Here is a 16,428-nt window from a genome sequence, read left to right as displayed (position 1 = left end):
GGATTTATCCGGACAATGGCAGCCAATATCATAAAGGAGATTGATACATTGAACAAACGTTATCAAAATGCGCTATTAAAAAATGCAGACGGTGAAATGGCAGGCGATGATTTTCAACAAGTAAAGAAATTGACCAAAGGCAGGATCGAAAAACTGGAAGCGCAGTTGAATGATTTAGCTTCGGTAGGAACTGAAATCAGGGACTTAGTAGCATCAACCTTAAAGAAGCTCGCAAACATTGATAGACGCTATGAGAACGGGGATATTGAAGAAAAGCGAACAATAATAAGTTCGATGTTCCCTGAATTTTTGGAATTTGACGGAACAAGACATCGAACTCAAAAAATAAATTCTGCGATCATGCTTATCTATCAGAACACCAGCAAATTACAGGGCAAAAAAATGGGACAAGTCTTTCTTTTTTGACTTGTCCCAGGAAGTGAACCCTGTGGTACAAAACTCGAACCACTTTTTAGCTGATTTAAGGTTATTGAGCGAATTAAATATTAGCCAATAGGCTAATAAATACATTTAGTTCGGCGGTGGCATCTTAGCCCTGCTCGGATTTATTATCTGAACTAACTGTGTGCGTTTCGTTTTACAAGAAAACTATTCCTTCAGAATACCGAAGGTCTTAGGAAATCTTAATAAAATATCGTCAATAAATGCCGCAGTCTGTTGTCCGCAAGCGGATAGTGGGATATGAGCGAGGGAAATCCGATTGCGGACAAGTGGCTGCACCGCTTCCCGCACAGCGGCGTTCCGCCTACGGGGAAAGGAATGCCGATGTGCCGCCCTGGGAGGGCTTTTAAGCGACCTTTATGGGTTGGGTAATGTAGTTGTCGAGGTTGTGAAAGAAGCCCCTATTTTCGGTCATTCCGTGACGGAAAAGATGCCATAACAGGGAACAACCCATTGGAGCAAGGGACGAATTAATGTACAGGTCTTGCTTTTCCAATGCTTCAGCCAGTGAGCAGCTTGGGGTATCGTCAGTTTCTTCGGATTCTTTCAGCAGTTCGCCATACTCGTCCGTAATAAATGCAAGGTTGGCAACCGGCTGATATTTTTCAGACTGTGGCTGTTTGATATTTCCGATAGTGGATAGCAATACCTGCCCTGTGGATTGGCTATTGCCATAATCCATCCAGTATTTGGCTCGGTTACGGAACGCCCTGTAATCATTCAGTTCTTTAAGAATTTCTGCAATCTCAAATCTTGCCTTCACGCTATCTACACAGGAAATATAAATAGCTGCCTGTACGTGTTCGGGCAACCTGCCTAAATTATCTTTCTCAAATTTCAGGGTTTCGGCTTTCCAGTTTGTACCTGCCCATCTGTTGGAACGGTTTATCAGGGCAACGGATTTATACAACCCCACTTCACATTCAGCAAAACGTTGCCTGCCTAAATTGGCATCAGTTACTATATCGTCATCCCAAAGCCTGACGGATAGCCCCGCATGTCCTAAAGCATTCAGGCTGTAATTCATTTCGATCAGTGCGGTAAGCACTTTTGAGCCTGTTCCTCCAGCCCCTATCAGGTTTACCTCGATGGGGTTAGTGGGGGCAATCAGGTCATTGTCAGTAAAATGTACCTTTATTTTATCCGTTTTCATCTTAGTATGTTTCTGATTGTCCTGCCTGTTTTCTTCAATACGTCTTTTGGGAATGGGGCGCCTGTTTTACGCAATTTCTTCCACAGGCTAACACAGTTACCCTGTATGGGATTATGATTTTGCATCAGGTGGCTGAAATAGCTGTTAAAGAAATAGGCTTCCCATGCAGCAGTAAATTCCTCTAATGATGCAGACTTTTTAATGTTTACATCTACTGTACCCATACATACGTTTCCATTTGCATACACATTAAAAAAGGGCGCATGATAAAGCGGTGTATTTTCAGTCGGCTTCCTGTCACTTTTTAAGGCGTAGATATGCAGCTTTTCCTTACTGGCTATCCAAAGTATTGCAGGTACATTGGTTATACCGCTTGAAATGCCTAAGCCTTCAATGAAAAAAAGGTTTCTGCAGGTTGCCTTAGTAAACCACATCACAAAACCGTTTTCGGAAGGGTCTGTATAAAGGACGTTCGCAGCTATGATACCTTTAGGCTTCAAAAAAGCCTTGCTGCCTTCTCTCGCTGTGTCCAGTGCCTTTGATAAATATTGTGCTTCCTTAACAGTCAGGGGATGTGCATTGATAGGACTGCCATTTCTGTCCATATCGAAATACTCAACATACACTTCGGCATTCGTCCCTTTTGCTTCATAGAATACCAAAGCAGTTTTGGGGTGATAAAGCGTGCCAATATGTTCCATTACATTTTTCATCTTAGTTGTTTTAATCGTTACTTAACAGGTAGCATAAATCACCTATCAGGGGAAATAATCTGCTCTCAAATTCAAGGCTGCAATTGGTAACAGATGCACCACTAAACTCTTTTAATACTGTGGGTTCTTCTGTTGTGCCACATTCATTAAACTCATTGTTTACGCTCTCGGCAAGGGTTTCATAAAGCCACCCCTTTCCATCTGCCATAAAGGATATGTATTTATTCATTGCAATTACCTCGTCCTCTTGTTCAGCTTCATCATCAGCATACTTGGCATGTTGGAAAACAGTTGTTGCAGGATATTCAGTATAAAGTGTAAACATTCCCTGCGCTACATTCAGGCACTCCTGTTCAAAATCGTTCTTGGGTCTGAGCGTGGTGATACGCCTTCCAAATACTTCGAGGTTTTTACGGTTGAATATTTTTTGCTCCACCTTTTCACCGCACCATTGGGCAACTTTTAATTCCTCTTTACGGCTGTCCAATTCTGCTTCATCATCCTGTTCTATCCAATCGGAAATCATTTCATATTGCCAGTAGAGGTAAGCATCTTCCTGCCTGTAATAAGGTATGTCGGCTACATGATACAGGTAAGCGAATACAGACAATAACAGTCGGGCTGCTCTTTTTTTCTTCGGGTCTTTGAGCATTTTGTATAATGGTATTACAGGGATATAATACAAGGTCGCTCCTGTATTATATTGTTCCTCGCTTATAAAAAATGTCTTTCCCTTATCGTCCTGTATCAGTCGCAAACTGTTCCAGTTTCTAACATTCCGCTTTAAGTGGTTTTCCGCTTCCCAAACAGAAAGTGCTATGTTATAAGGATAGCCGAATGTTCTTGTATCCATAGGTTCAAAGCCGTTGTAATGCCTGGCAACTGCACAAAGGGAGTAATAAAAATCAGCTTCTATCTTCTCTACTTCCATAGGAGATTGTGCCGTTTTCATTATTTCCAGTTTAGGCAGAAATGTTGTTTTTAGAAAACCATTGGCAACATTTGTGTTGGCACTGACTTCCGTTGGTCTTTGCCTATTTCGTGTGCGTCTTTTGTTCGCTGCATCCATGCTGTGAACTCGCCCAACTGTTTGTACAGCTTTCTTTGCCTTTGCTGTTTGGGCATTTGGATTGTGCCCGATATAATATTGTGTTGCATATTCCATTCCTTTGCGTTTTAAGATTAGCCTTTTGTTCCCATTACGCTTTCAAAGCGATACTGTACGGTATCATCTTCAATTCTTGGTGCGGATATTTTGGCGGTGGTAAGTATAGGATAGGTGTTAGCATAAAAGTTCATTACCGCTTCCACGCTCCATGAGGGTTCAGGGTCTGTTAGCCTTATATCCGTTCCATTTTCTTTGAGCAGGAAAACCCTGCCTAATTGCTTTGCTACTAACATGATATTTCGTTTTACAGATTAATGATTTGTTTAGCTTTCTTCTTCTATTCCGTCCTCTATTGTTTCAGGAATTTCGTCCTCATCCGTTGCTTTCTCTTTAAATGCACTTTCTTTTTGGGGCTGTTCACTGGCTACAGGTGTTGCAGTATTTCCAAACAAGTCGGGAGCAAACTTTGCGGATAAGGATGATTTTCTTTTGCGGATAGCTTCTGCCTGTTCGGGATATTCTGATGGGTCAGGCACTTTCATCCATGCGTCCCTGTGTTTTCCTTCTTTCTCCAGTTCATCCACCTTCTGCATCGCTTCCTTGTATTTCTTCTCTCTGGCTTCCTTTTCCTTTCGCTCTTTATCTGCCTTTTCTTTTTCCATAGCAGATTGTTTTTTCGCTTCTTCCAACTGTTTCATAAAGCCTTCCATGTCCACCATCAAGCCTGAAGCCGTCTGTATAGGCGCTGTTATTTGTTCAAAGAAACCGCTATCCAGTTCTTCGGCACTTCCTCTAAGATTAAGTGGCGGTATCAGTTTTCTTGCATCATCCCTGCATTGCTCATTGTTGAGCATAACCGATACTATCCAGTTTTTTTCCGCTCCTCTCCGTATGGTCAGTTGCAGGTCGCCTGTTATATTCAATGCAGCTACACTGCTGAAAAAATTTGTTTCCATTGTTCAAATGTTTTTGTATTAAAGAATTTCTGTACAGTCCCGTATCATTTCAATCCTTTGCTATTTTATCTGAAAAGCCATTCGCACAAGCCCCACAGCATGAGGGCTAATGCAGCCCATTTCAGCACCCATTCCAATGCAAGGGTGATTAAGCCCACGAAATAGTTATTGAAATGCTGCAATCCACCTAACCCCCTGCGGTTAAATTGTCGCATACCGACAAACAACCTAATTGCTAAACCGACAAAGAATATAGTCGGATAAGGCATAGCCTCTAATATATTTATGATTGTTTCCATAACCTTACTGTTTATTGTTTCTCTTATCAACTGGTTTGCTTTGTAATACTATCAGCTTATTGTATATATCCGTCCAATAGGCTTGCTGTCTTTTATCAGCCACAGGATCGGGCGGTGCATGGTGACAGTCTTTGAAATATTTAGCCTGTTCCAAAGCTGCTGTTAAGTCTGTGACTTCAATTTGCTGTCCGTTCAAATCTGTTATTTTCATCTCCTGTGCTTTATGGGTTAAATAATAAGTCAATGGCTAATGCAAACTTGGAGTTGTTATGCTTCCGTATGGTGGTGTATAAGGTCATACAATGCACCATGTACAATGCTGTATGGCCATCAAATAATTGGTCGGCAAATAATCGGCTTTGAGTATGTAGCCGTTTTCCATACCTGTTTATCTTGCTCCGTACTTCTTCTACAAAGGATAGCCATGCTTCAACAGTAAGCAAGCCGTTTTCCCACTGGCTGCGTGTCAATTGCTCGTCCTCCTGTATGGTAATGCACATATTGTTGGTGTATTCCAATAAAGCGGGTATCTCTTGCGGAAATAGCTCATGCAGCAATTTTGCTCTCTCTACGTTTATCAAATTATCTAACGGTTTCATATTCCTGATTTTTGTAAGTGGATAAAGGACAGGCATTGCTGCCTGTCCCATTAACTTTAGTTCAGCGCAAGTACGTCTGCACCATCTTTTGCAAACTGGCTGCACAATTCAAATGCTCGTTGTGCTTTCGCCTGTGCTGTGCCACCCATTACAATGGATTGCAGCTTGCTTTCATCATCTTTGTAATTGCGTACATTCTGATAGTAGCCTGTTACCGCATTGTATGCCCCGAATACTGTTCCTTTGGTGGTGTTCATCTGCTGTGTATCTGCCATCATTGCATAGGCAAAGGCATCTTCCACCGTATTTTTGAACACGGCTGACAGTTCATCATCTGCACCTTTTTTGAGTGCGTCCAATGTTTCCTTATTAGGGCAAAGTGCCAGTTGTATCAATTTCTTCACTTCTTCATCACAGATACGCACCTTTGTCCATTGGTTAAATATGCCCTCCAGTTGGGTACTCAACTGATTAGCCAATCCCATTACCTTGTGAGCATTTTCCAAACGCTGTTTTGCTCCTGATGTATGGCGTATGCGTACTACGTTAGACATACTGCCCAATGCTGCATTAAGGGTGTTCTGACAAACAATGCGCACAGGTGTAAAAGCTGCGGTAATGCTTCCAGTACCATCGTGGGAGGTTGTAAGGAAGATGTACTTTTCTGTAACATCATCGCCATTACCTACACGGATATAGTCAGGGAGTTTGGCAGTAATAAATATGCGTTCCCCGTTGCCTAATGCTCCTGCTGTTTCGTATAGAATACCATCTTCGCCACCTACAATAGCATCGAAAAAGGCGAAAGCATCTGCATTCTGTACTATCTGATATTCCCTGCCCACTACGCCAAAAACCTGATTGGTATCGGTGCGCATAGTGGCGAAATTGTCGGGGAGTAATATGCTACTACCTTTTTTAATTTCACCGTCATTGCCTATGCTTACACCCTTACCATGTGTATATAAGGGAGATTTGACCACCTCGAAATCAAGCCCTGCATATTTGATAGCTTCGGCACTTGTGGGATATTGTTCTACTATCTGCCCTAAGTTGTGCCATGCCTTTTGCTGTACGCTAAAGAAGCTGTATTTGCCTGTACCTGCGTTATAATTAAGATTATGTGCCATGATTGAAAATTTTTAAAAGTTGATAAATGAAAAATGAATGATTAGAAAGGCAAATCGTCATTGCCTTTGTTAGCAGGTGCTATGGAGTTGTTGCTGTTACCACCTGCTACGGTTTCAGTTCGCTTGCCACCTCCATACAGTTTGATTTGTGAAGTGTGGAAATTGAGTGCTGCGTGTACCTCGCCATCGCCACCAATCCACGCCCTTGCGCTTACCCTGCCAGTAAGCTCAACCAATGTTCCTTTGGTGAGTGCCTTAGCAACATTTATTGAAATCCAGTAAGCGCAGTTGAAATACTCGGTGTGTTCCACTCGCTCGCCCTGTTTGTTGCGGTAGCTGTCGTTGACCGCTACGGAAAAATTCACTACCTGCTTGTCGCTCGGCAAGGTGTTAATTTGTGCGTCCTTTGTTAATCTGCCAATGATGTTCATGGCTTTTAATTTTTAATTGTTAAACCATTTGTTTGCTTCTTTTTTTCACCCGCCTGCCCTAAGAGCATTTTTCCAAAAGAAAAAACGGGAAAAAAGAAAGCAGCGACAGAGTGAAGACGAAGGCGCGGAGAGCTATAAGTCCCGAAGGGTGCAAGCGCAGCGCAGCATTATGCGCTCGTAGCAACGAAGGCGTAACTATCTTAGCTGCCTTTTTACCCGTTTCGTTGGAAAATGCCATAGCAGGCTGGTTGGCAATCTCAATCAATGCAACCTTGCTAACGGCTGATGTAATGAAGCATGAGGGGGATGTAAGGCGGTGAGGAACGAGCCGGTCACGATGAAAGAAGGACGGAAGCGAAGTGTACCCTGGAATAACCCGACCCGAAGGGACATGCCCTAAAAACAAAAGCCGAAGACAAACGCTTCGGCTCATAACTACGGGCTATAACCGTTAAAATCTTATTGACCTATACTTATATCATGTTCCTTCACTATCAAATTCCATAAAAATCGGGTAATGGTCGGAAGCAAGATCCGTTTTGTCTGTCTTAATAACATCGAAATTTTTTAATCTTTTTGCCAGCATATTACTTGCCAGTGCATAATCACACCGGAATGGAACAAATTCAGCGTTTAAGTAAGATTTTGTTGGAACTGTATTTTGATTTGTTGTGTTTGCCTGATGTCCGCAGTCAATAAAACCTGCTGCTTCAAATTTTTCTAAAACTGAGCGATCAGCCTTTTTCTCAAATCCTTCAAAATATCTGGAGCGATAATGCAGGCTAAGCGTTTCCCAGTTTTCCGGCTCATTATCGTGTGGAGATAAGGAATTAAAATCACCGGTTATTAAGGATAGTTTAGCAGGATCAGCCAATTGCATCAGATAAGCTGCTTCACGTCGCCTGATCTCTACACCTACGGGACTAAGATGAACACTTGCAAACTGAATAGGCAAAGAAAAGCCAGGGACAACAACCGTCAGAAAGGTAGCTACATGATGAAAATGGATATTGTCGTAATCAAACGCATGTACTTTATAAGATGGGTTGATAAAAATAAGCGTGTTTTGTCCGGTATGGATAGCCCTTCCAAGAAACCCCCGCATGTTTATTGCATCTTCTGTTTCAAAAAGTAGCTTTTGACCGTTCAACTCAAATCCTTTAGCTTCCTGCATTAAAAAAATATCTGGCTTCAGGGCATTGACAACTTCTATCTGAAGCTCCCTTCTTTTTGTACTGCCTGTATCAATACCAGCGAAAAGCGTATTCCAACTTAATGCTTTCATAATGCGGTTTTTTTGAGTTGTTTATTGAGGAATAAAAATGACAGCACCGACAAAACCTGAATGCAGGAAATAAACCATAAAATGCTTCCAATACTTATTTCATAAAGGCAACCAATGGCGGCACTTCCCAGGAACCAGGCTAAGCCATAAGCTGTATTAAAAATGCCATACGCAAACGCCCGGTTGCTCCGTGTTACCATGTCGGCAATAGCAGCTCTCATTATAGTTTCATGAATAGCCATTACAATGCCCCATAACACAATGCCGGTTAATACTAAATTGAAAGAGTAAGTAAATGTTAAGAAAGCAATAGGAACAGACAGGAGCGGAAGCAGGATTAGCACCTTTAGCCCACTTTTATCATATATCTTACCTACCAGTAATGCAGCTACAGCATCAACACCCATAGCAATAGCATAGAAAAAAGGGATTTGCGTATCGGTGATGATGGTATTAACCTTCAGGTGATAAGCAATAAGCTGAAAATTGGCAAAGCCTAATACGCTTAGAAATGAAAACAACATATACCACCAAAACTTTGCCGATAGATTTTTAGCAGGTGAAGGTGTATTTTGTTCTTCGGCGTGGTATTCTTCCAGCGCTTCGGGATTTGGTACTTTAATCCTGGCAGTGAACAGAAAGACAAGCGTAAGTATTGCAGGTATCCATAGTAGCGTAAACCCTTGCGTGTATGTGCCATGTAAAAAGAAAACTGCTGAAAAAAGTAATGGTCCAATAATGCCACCTATCTGGTCTATAAATTCATGTACCGCAAAACCAAATCCTCTGCCTGTATTGGATGTTGCAAAAGAAAGCATAGTATCTTTTGCCGGGGATCTGACGGCTTTTCCAAACCGTTCCATAACGACAAAAAATGCTGCTAACTGCCAATTGTTTGCAAGCGCCAACAATGGTATGGATACAAGCAAACCATATCCAATAAAAGTGATTGCCCAATAAGATTTTGTTTTAGCAGCTACATAGCCGGATAGCAGGCGAAACGCATAGCCTACAAATTCACCCAAACCACTCACCAACCCGACTACTGCCGCACTTGCGCCTAAAATGGCAAGATAAGGTGAAGCAATGCTCCTGCCGCCCTCATAGGTAATATCGCCAAACATGCTGATGATACCAAACAGAAGAATGAATTGCCACGATGCTCTTTTAATATTATTCGACATTGTTAGTGATTTTCGTCATGGGCATCATATACTTTTTGTGCATACTCATCGAGCATAGTTTGGCACTTTTTAAACTTTTCTATTGCTGTGGCGGCAAGTGTTGCTCCATAGAAATCTAACTTCTTAATCTTGTCAAGCCAGGTTTCCAGCTTCTTTAAATCAACATCGTTTTCTTCCAGCTCTGCATAGGTAAAGTGTTTGGCTTTCGTTTCTTTTTTTATCTCCGCTTCAAAATCATTGCATTTCCCTAAGAACTCTTTGTATTCTTCGTCCCTGTCGGCTTTAAAGCGGCTCACTACCTTTTGTTCCTGGGCTTTATCAAGAGCAATTGTTTCCAGCAATACACTTTCACCATCTATTTTAGCAATATCATTTTCTATCAGCTTTAATTGTTTGATATGCTCGGCAGTGTTAGGCAACAGGCAAATGCTGTTCTGCATATATACTGCACCCAATGCCTTTAATTTTCGCCATAAGGCAATCCTGTTTTTTGAAGGCTCCGGCGGAACTTTATAAGTCAACAATAACCAACTATTATTCTTATTCATGTTGCAAATATGATGTAACGGTCGTTACATTATAAAAGAAACAATAAATTTTCACTCTGTTCACTCTTTAAGGTTTTCAGAAATGATATTCATGCCTTCTTTATGACCAGATGGCTTAACCCTGGATCATTAAGCAGCCTTTCCATTTCCGACTGGATAATGTCTTGTATGTCCTGTTTGATCTGTAAATAATTCCGTTGCACCATGCCGTTATCCAACTTGCGGATAACCTCAATATTCTTATAGTTTTCTTCTTCTCTTTTCAGCGCTTCATGGTCATTGATAATCTCGCAATGGAAGGTTTTTAAGTCTATTTTATTATCCGGGTCGTCTGCTACCATGCCTACGAACTCACCGGAACTAAGCCCTGAAATTTTAGAAGGCGGTATCGCTGTTTCCAGTTGCTTTGAACGGCTGATAGATGTATCGCCGCTATTAATGGAATAGCTTTCCCTGTCCTGCATAATTTTACCGAACCGTTCGGAAAGCTGTTTAGCGGTATCACCTGTAACTTGTCCGGCTACGATATTACCGGTGATATTCATAATTACATCTGCCTGCTCACGTCCGTAATCCTTACGAAGCTGGCTGAAATCCTGCACCCCTAAGCAGGTAGAAACCTTATTACTTCTTGCGGTAGCAATAAGGCTATCCATGTTGTTCAGATAAATGGTAGGGAACTCATCAAATACCAGGCTGCTTTTCAGTTTTCCCTTTTTATTGACTTGCTTAACGAGGCGTGTTACATACAGGGATAACACCGCTCCATAGATTTGTATCTTTTGCGGATTATTACCCATGCAGACAATCTTTGGATCGTCTGGATTATTCACATCGAGGTTAAAATCGTTGCCGGATAAAACGTAGTATAATTGAGGGGAAGAAAGCCTTGCCATAGCCACTTTTGCAGAAGCAATCTGTCCTTCAAGCTGCTCCATTACATCGTTCAGATAAGCATTCAGAAAGGGATTAATTAATACCTCGCACTCTTTGGCGGCTTCTGTTCTGAACAGCGTAAACAGGCTGTCATAGTCCGCCTGCATCAGCTCTATGACGTGGGGCAAAGTGCAAAATTCCCCGTCCTTGTATTTCTTCAGATACCATATTACAGCGGTCAGGAAGTTAATTGGTGATTCCACGAAAAAATCGCCTTGACGTTTTATCCACTCCCTGTTTAATCCCATTAAAATGGTACGAGCCGATTCCGCAGCATCGGTAATGTCGGTCATAGCAGATGGCTCTAAGGGATTGCAGCGATGACTTCGTGTTAAATCATCAAAATTGATGACATAAAACTTTGGAGGCTTGGGATACCGGTGCTTGTTTTTCAGCCAGGAATTATAGGTGATCCTTGTAAGGTCGTCGAATTTGAAATCATAAACGAACATGGTAAACCCTTTGCGGATATGTTGTGTGATGACGTGCCTGATGACGAAGTAAGATTTACCTGCTCCGGGTGTGCCCAATACCATGATTGCCCTAAATGGATTGATGATATTTATCCAGCTATTGCGTACCTTATTTTTTAAACGGTAGCGTGCCGGAAGATTAATAGAAAACTCGTTCTCCAGAAAGCGTTCTTCCTGCGGGAAAGTTTCGTTTTCCTTATTGAAAATATCCTTGTTATTGAACTTGCTTTTAATAATCCGGGAAAGCAGAGTTCCTCCAGAAAGCACCAGTAAAAAGCCAATTGCAGTGATGCTTATGTAGATAATTGTCTTCTCCTGCACAGGCAGGCGAAGCATCATAGAAAGATAGCTTGTAAAATAGAGCAACAGCCCCGTAATAAGGTAGGCAAAGGCTGCTTTGTAACTCAATTTTTCATCCTTTCTACCTTTCGCTCCGAGCAAGGAAATGGCAAGGAAGCCTAAAGCAATCAGCTTGCTTTTAATAAAATTACTGAATATGCCTGTGCGGTAAATGTTACCTAAAATGCGGTCGCTGAAAGGACTGCTTAATCCCCATTCCTGGAACGCAGCATAGCAATAATAATAGAAGTGTATCACTAAAATAACGATGCTGATCAGCCTGGTCATGTCCAGAATTTTCCTCAGCGCTTGTTCGTTCTCACCTGTCTGTACAGCCATTGTTTTAAATTTTTATTGGTTATTGGAAATGTTTTTTCTTTTCTTCTTTTTCCTGCCTTTTTTCTTCAACTGTGCGGGCAGATAGTCGGCTGCCTGCTCAGGTTGTAGAAGGTCGTCAAGCAGGTTGGTAGCAGGCAATAAAACCGGAGGCGAATCGTGGTCTTGGGAAGTAGCAGCGATACCGGGTTTTGTTGTTTGTACAGGAAGTACCTCTGCTTCTGTTTTTTTACCCGTCTGTGGAAGTAAGCTGGGTTGTATTGGTTCTTGTAAGCCGCACCTTTCCTGTATGGCTTTGGCGCTGTATTGCTTGCCTAATGCACTCCCGTTGAAAACACATTTGGTTTGATGATCCACATAGGTTAGCCCATATATTAGCCCGGCTTCATTCTGTCGCAAGGCTACGTGTATGCCTTTTCTTTCAAGTTGCTTCACCAGTTCATTCAGTGTAGGCGTTTTCCCGATAAATAATTTATCTATCTCGTTTTTGACACGGGCTTTAAAAGGCTGTCGTTTGGCATCATTCAGACTGTATTTTCCTTCCAGTAATTTCAAGGTGGGTTTACTGTAAATACTACTGGCTTTTATTGGTACGCCTACGGGGTTGCCGTCTTCGTCAAGAATGCGGTAAACTAATCCGCCACTTTGAAATATTTTTGAATGCTCACTACCCCGGTCAGCCATAATATTGTACTGTTTCAGTACCGCATTCAATTCCGGCAGGCTGGCATAATTATACTTATCCAGTACCGCATCAAGAACATTGGTAATGGCTCTCTTGGTTTCTGTACGTCCGTACTGCACTTTCTTTACATCAACGGGCTTTAACCTGAATACCTCCCTTCTTGCATGTGCATCAGCCGCCACAAGACCAAACATTTTTTCAATCTCTTTTCTTGCTGGTTCCGACTTGCGGATGCCCAGGTGATGCAGGTCAATACGCTTGCCGTCAGGCTGGATATTAGTAGTGACTATGTGGATGTGTGGGTGAGCAGCGTCGTGATGCTGATAAACAAGGTAGGGCTGCTCACCAAAGCCTAATTGCTGCATATAGACTTTGGTAATCTCCATTAGCTTTTCCTTGCTTAAATGTGTTTCCGAAGGGTCGAAATTGAGTGAAATATGTACGCTGTTTCGTTTAACATTCTCGTTCAATTCTGTCCTTTTCAGCAGGTAGCCCAACTTTATTTTCAGGCTCATTTCATCCGCATTCAGGGGAAAATTTTCTGCCCCGATACACTCCGCTACGCCTTCTTTGACCTTGTTTTCATTGTAGTTGAAAATACGGTGCATGGAGTGACCGGCTTTGATCACTGCAACCATATTTCCAGCATTTTTTTGATGTTATTCCTGACTTCATCTACCTTATTGCCAAGTATTTTTTTCTCCACTTCATAGGCTATCAACCAGCTTCTAAACTCAGTGATCTGGCTAAGTGTATGGAGCTTTTTAACCGCCTGATTAAAGTTGTTTCCGACAGCATTTAACTCGTTGCGCAGGCGGGTAAGCTCTGTCATTAAGTCATCCTGCGAACTGTTACGGTAAGTCGTTACAATGGGCTTATCGAATAGGCTGTGGCGCACATAATCGCTTAGCTTACGACAGGTAGAAGCCTTCCATTTCTTTTCAATTTTTGCATATTCATCGGGTGTCAACCGCAGCCCGATAATGCGTGTCCTGTTTGAATGTTGTCCTTCCATCACTAATCATTTTCACATTTTCAAACTCATTTTCACATTTTAGCTCCCTGCCCACGAGTTCCGAGTGAAGGGCAGGCAAGATCCGGTTGTTTAACAACCGTTCATCTTGCGGATTGCTGAAAAGTTGCAATCTTTCAGCCTTTGGAACGTTTTAAGACATTTTAAAGAGCATAAGAGCATAGTAAGAAACTAAAGCACTTGAATGGGTTAAGAGGTTCTTACAGCTCCTGTATCACTTACCTCGGTTTTTGCTTATGATTTTTCTTCTGCGGCTTACCTATATTTACCACCCAGTCGTTGAAGTCCTTATGGTTTTGGTAAAGACTGTTTTCATCTTTGTATTTACTGCTCAGGTAAAGTGCGTAGCGGCTGCAATTTTGTCCGGTTGTATCTCTATCTAAATACAGGCTGATGGCATTATGCTTTTCCATAAAAAGGCGTGCTGTCTCAAAGAAGGAAACGGAGTTCAGCACTACAAAATCAAAGCGGTCTTCGGGTTCATGTTTATGGATAGCCTTGAAGGAAAGGAAGTCAGTAAAACCCTCAAAAACAATTACCTCGTTGGCACTATTATCGAAGGTAGTAATACCCTTTGGCGAACTGCTGGCTTTGAAGTAAGGATTACGAATTTCAAAGCCTCCCAAATCGTTTTTGAAACCTATGCCGTAATACACTTTTTCATTAAGTTCATAGCGAACTTCACGGCAATACCGGTCGGCAATGTCAACGGGTATGCGCCGTTGCTGTAAATATCGCAGTAAGGCATAAGAGGAAAGCACGAAGTCGCGTAAAATCTTAATCTTGTTTTCCGGTTCAGATTCCTGTAATGGTTGCCGGGTAAAGGGCTTTTGAAAGGAAAAATTACCGCTTAAATTTTGAAGTAATTCTGCAACGGTACACCCGTGATAAAGAATAGCGAAATCAACCAGGTTGCCACCCTTTCCAAGACCATGATCATACCAACGATTCAGCTTTCGGTTGACCTTAAAAGACGGTGTTTTTTCATCCCGTAAAGGGGAAAGATACCAATAGTCATTATTCCTGATCTTTGAAGGCTCATGTCCTAAATCTGACAGGAAACGAACCATATCCATTTCTTTGGCTTCACTGACCGTAAGCCGATTGCTCCTGAAATCCATAACTACACATTTTCAAATACACATTCAGTTCTTCGATGCGAAGTTAAACAGGTGATATGGGATTAGCCTATCCTCATCATATTTTGATGAGGTCTAATAATCCAAATGAAATATTAAAATACTACTCCCAGGAAATTTTAGATAACACTAAGTATTGTGCAGTAATTAATATTTTTGCTTATAAAAGGGGATAACTTATAGAGCCAATCCGTAAATATTAAAAATTGTGGGAAAAACAGCGCTTGATATAAAAGACAAAAGCGAAACGGGCAAGCTCATTAAAATTGCAGCGTTCAGGAAAGATATTCGTAAAACAGAACCACACAAACACAACAACTATTTTGAAATTATTTACCTGTCAAAAGGCAGCGGCACACATACCATTGATTACAACAGTTTCAAAGTACAGCCGCCTGTAATTTTCTTTGTTCGCAAAGAGCAGGTGCATCATTGGGAATTACTCACAACACCGGAAGGCTTTGTACTTATTTTAAAGAAAGCATTTATTGATAAGAGCCTGGACAATGAGTTAAAATCATTGCTCACTAAAATAAGCAGCCTTTCATCCTTACAGGTTAGAGATACCGATACCCTCAATACAATTTTTCAGCTACTCACTAAGGAGGGCAGCAACATAAGCGAAAGCAATTTTCATGTGGTAGAAGGCTTGCTAAAAGCATTATTGGCAAAAATGTTGGAAGTGGCAAAACCATTCATGGCTAAGACTAAAAAAAGTTCAGACCTCTTTCAGTCATTCAGGGAATTATTAAGCAAGGCAGCAGAAATCAAAAACAACGTAGCACATTATGCAGCATTGCTGAATACTACACCGCAAAACCTGAATACTGCCTGCCGTAAATCTGCCAATCAATCAGCATCCGAAATACTGGCAGAGCATATTATCAACGAAGCAAAAAGACAATTGATTTATACCGATAACACCATTGCCGAAATATCTTACTCACTTTCATTCAGCGACCCATCCCATTTTGTAAAATATTTCAAGCGTTTCGCTGGCACTACTCCCCAAGCATTCCGCAGCCTGTAAAGTGCATACCACAGTATTTTCAAATAGACCATAATAGTTGCCAATCATTGTATCAAATTTGTAGCCTGAATAATTGTTTTACTTCAGCAAAGCAAAAGGAATGAAATATACAATTGGATTTATGCTATTGCTTGCACTTGCAGCATGTAATCAGCAAGGCGGCAACACACAGCAATTACAGGCACAGGTAGACAGCTTGCAACACAAACTGGACAACACCTATAAACCCGGCTTTGGTGAGTTTATGAGCAGCGTACAGGTGCATCACAACAAACTGTGGTTTGCAGGAACAAACAACAATTGGAAACTGGCAGACTTTGAAATCAATGAAATAAAAGAAAGCCTTGACGATATAAAAACATACTGTACCGACAGACCTGAAACCAATTCTATTGGAATGATTGACCAGCCATTGCAAAATGTAAGCAATGCTATTCAGCAAAAGAACAGTATGGAGTTTAAAAGTAGCTACATGATACTCACTTCAACCTGCAACAGTTGTCATCAGGCTACCCAACATGAGTTCAATATCATTACAGTTCCAACCACACCGCCATACAGCAACCAAAGTTTTAAACCCGTTCAGTAA

The 16,428-nt window shown here is 41.6% G+C and carries 21 protein-coding genes; 4 read left to right on the top strand and 17 right to left on the bottom strand.

Going from position 1 to position 16,428, the window contains the following annotated elements; translation table 11 throughout:
- The first annotated feature begins 15 nt into the window (after positions 1-15).
- Together BLU98_RS05500 and BLU98_RS17720 are read left to right on the top strand one after the other, a co-directional pair.
- Entirely contained in the window at positions 16-426 is a 411-nt protein-coding gene (locus BLU98_RS05500; protein WP_257574725.1) for a hypothetical protein, read from the top strand.
- A 239-nt stretch (positions 427-665) separates the two neighbouring features.
- Positions 666-812 (top strand): hypothetical protein, encoded by a 147-nt coding sequence (locus BLU98_RS17720; RefSeq protein WP_257574724.1) that lies wholly within the window; start codon positions 666-668, stop codon positions 810-812.
- On the opposite strand, the gene BLU98_RS05495 is transcribed toward BLU98_RS17720, so the two are convergent.
- The 17 genes from BLU98_RS05495 to BLU98_RS05415 form a co-directional block, all read right to left on the bottom strand.
- Positions 809-1,615, bottom strand: a complete 807-nt coding sequence (locus BLU98_RS05495; RefSeq protein WP_092722826.1) for a PRTRC system ThiF family protein — start codon at positions 1,613-1,615, stop codon at positions 809-811. The two genes, BLU98_RS17720 and BLU98_RS05495, sit on opposite strands and share 4 nt — an antisense overlap.
- Entirely contained in the window at positions 1,612-2,328 is a 717-nt protein-coding gene (locus BLU98_RS05490; protein WP_092722824.1) for a PRTRC system protein B, read from the bottom strand. The genes BLU98_RS05495 and BLU98_RS05490 overlap by 4 nt, the downstream gene beginning before the upstream one ends.
- Before the next feature lie 10 nt (positions 2,329-2,338).
- Positions 2,339-3,280: a hypothetical protein gene (locus tag BLU98_RS05485; protein ID WP_257574723.1), complete on the bottom strand. Its 942-nt coding sequence runs from the start codon at positions 3,278-3,280 to the stop codon at positions 2,339-2,341.
- Positions 3,281-3,510: 230 nt separating this feature from the next.
- On the bottom strand, positions 3,511-3,729 hold the full coding sequence (locus BLU98_RS05480) for a PRTRC system protein C (protein WP_092722820.1): 219 nt from the start codon (positions 3,727-3,729) through the stop codon (positions 3,511-3,513).
- A gap of 30 nt (positions 3,730-3,759) precedes the next feature.
- Complete coding sequence (locus BLU98_RS05475) at positions 3,760-4,392, bottom strand: PRTRC system protein E (protein WP_092722818.1); 633 nt, start codon at positions 4,390-4,392, stop codon at positions 3,760-3,762.
- A 65-nt stretch (positions 4,393-4,457) separates the two neighbouring features.
- Positions 4,458-4,691 (bottom strand): hypothetical protein, encoded by a 234-nt coding sequence (locus BLU98_RS05470; RefSeq protein WP_092722816.1) that lies wholly within the window; start codon positions 4,689-4,691, stop codon positions 4,458-4,460.
- 4 nt (positions 4,692-4,695) lie between these two features.
- A complete protein-coding gene (locus BLU98_RS05465; protein ID WP_092722814.1) occupies positions 4,696-4,902 on the bottom strand; it encodes a 3-isopropylmalate dehydratase in 207 nt (68 codons plus the stop codon).
- 10 nt (positions 4,903-4,912) lie between these two features.
- Positions 4,913-5,290 (bottom strand): hypothetical protein, encoded by a 378-nt coding sequence (locus tag BLU98_RS05460; protein ID WP_139173841.1) that lies wholly within the window; start codon positions 5,288-5,290, stop codon positions 4,913-4,915.
- Between the two features lie 56 nt (positions 5,291-5,346).
- Entirely contained in the window at positions 5,347-6,420 is a 1,074-nt protein-coding gene (locus BLU98_RS05455; RefSeq protein WP_092722810.1) for a DUF932 domain-containing protein, read from the bottom strand.
- 41 nt (positions 6,421-6,461) lie between these two features.
- Positions 6,462-6,851, bottom strand: a complete 390-nt coding sequence (locus BLU98_RS05450; protein WP_092722808.1) for a single-stranded DNA-binding protein — start codon at positions 6,849-6,851, stop codon at positions 6,462-6,464.
- A gap of 478 nt (positions 6,852-7,329) precedes the next feature.
- The gene (locus BLU98_RS05445) at positions 7,330-8,136 is read right to left on the bottom strand and encodes an endonuclease/exonuclease/phosphatase family protein (RefSeq protein ID WP_092722806.1); all 807 of its coding nucleotides are present in this window, start codon (positions 8,134-8,136) and stop codon (positions 7,330-7,332) included.
- Complete coding sequence (locus tag BLU98_RS05440) at positions 8,133-9,320, bottom strand: MFS transporter (RefSeq protein ID WP_092722804.1); 1,188 nt, start codon at positions 9,318-9,320, stop codon at positions 8,133-8,135. The genes BLU98_RS05445 and BLU98_RS05440 overlap by 4 nt, the downstream gene beginning before the upstream one ends.
- Positions 9,321-9,322: 2 nt before the next feature.
- A complete protein-coding gene (locus BLU98_RS05435; RefSeq protein WP_092722802.1) occupies positions 9,323-9,868 on the bottom strand; it encodes a Chromate resistance protein ChrB in 546 nt (181 codons plus the stop codon).
- A gap of 89 nt (positions 9,869-9,957) precedes the next feature.
- Entirely contained in the window at positions 9,958-11,955 is a 1,998-nt protein-coding gene (mobC, locus tag BLU98_RS05430; protein ID WP_092722800.1) for a conjugal transfer protein MobC, read from the bottom strand.
- Between the two features lie 12 nt (positions 11,956-11,967).
- Positions 11,968-13,275 carry a relaxase/mobilization nuclease domain-containing protein gene (locus tag BLU98_RS05425; RefSeq protein WP_092722798.1) on the bottom strand — a complete coding sequence of 436 codons (1,308 nt, stop codon included), beginning with the start codon at positions 13,273-13,275 and terminating at the stop codon, positions 11,968-11,970.
- Entirely contained in the window at positions 13,263-13,652 is a 390-nt protein-coding gene (locus BLU98_RS05420; protein WP_092722796.1) for a plasmid mobilization protein, read from the bottom strand. The genes BLU98_RS05425 and BLU98_RS05420 overlap by 13 nt, the downstream gene beginning before the upstream one ends.
- A gap of 236 nt (positions 13,653-13,888) precedes the next feature.
- Complete coding sequence (locus BLU98_RS05415; RefSeq protein ID WP_092722794.1) at positions 13,889-14,791, bottom strand: DUF8464 domain-containing protein; 903 nt, start codon at positions 14,789-14,791, stop codon at positions 13,889-13,891.
- Positions 14,792-15,017: 226 nt separating this feature from the next.
- On the opposite strand from BLU98_RS05415, the gene BLU98_RS05410 reads away from it, so the two are divergent.
- Together BLU98_RS05410 and BLU98_RS05405 are read left to right on the top strand one after the other, a co-directional pair.
- A complete protein-coding gene (locus BLU98_RS05410; RefSeq protein WP_092722792.1) occupies positions 15,018-15,839 on the top strand; it encodes an AraC family transcriptional regulator in 822 nt (273 codons plus the stop codon).
- 100 nt (positions 15,840-15,939) lie between these two features.
- On the top strand, positions 15,940-16,428 hold the full coding sequence (locus tag BLU98_RS05405; RefSeq protein ID WP_092722790.1) for a hypothetical protein: 489 nt from the start codon (positions 15,940-15,942) through the stop codon (positions 16,426-16,428).

Source organism: Hydrobacter penzbergensis (assembly GCF_900106985.1).
Taxonomy (GTDB): domain Bacteria; phylum Bacteroidota; class Bacteroidia; order Chitinophagales; family Chitinophagaceae; genus Sediminibacterium; species Sediminibacterium magnilacihabitans.
The sequence above is the reverse complement of the archived record's forward strand: the minus strand, read 5'-3'. Positions and strand labels throughout refer to the sequence as shown.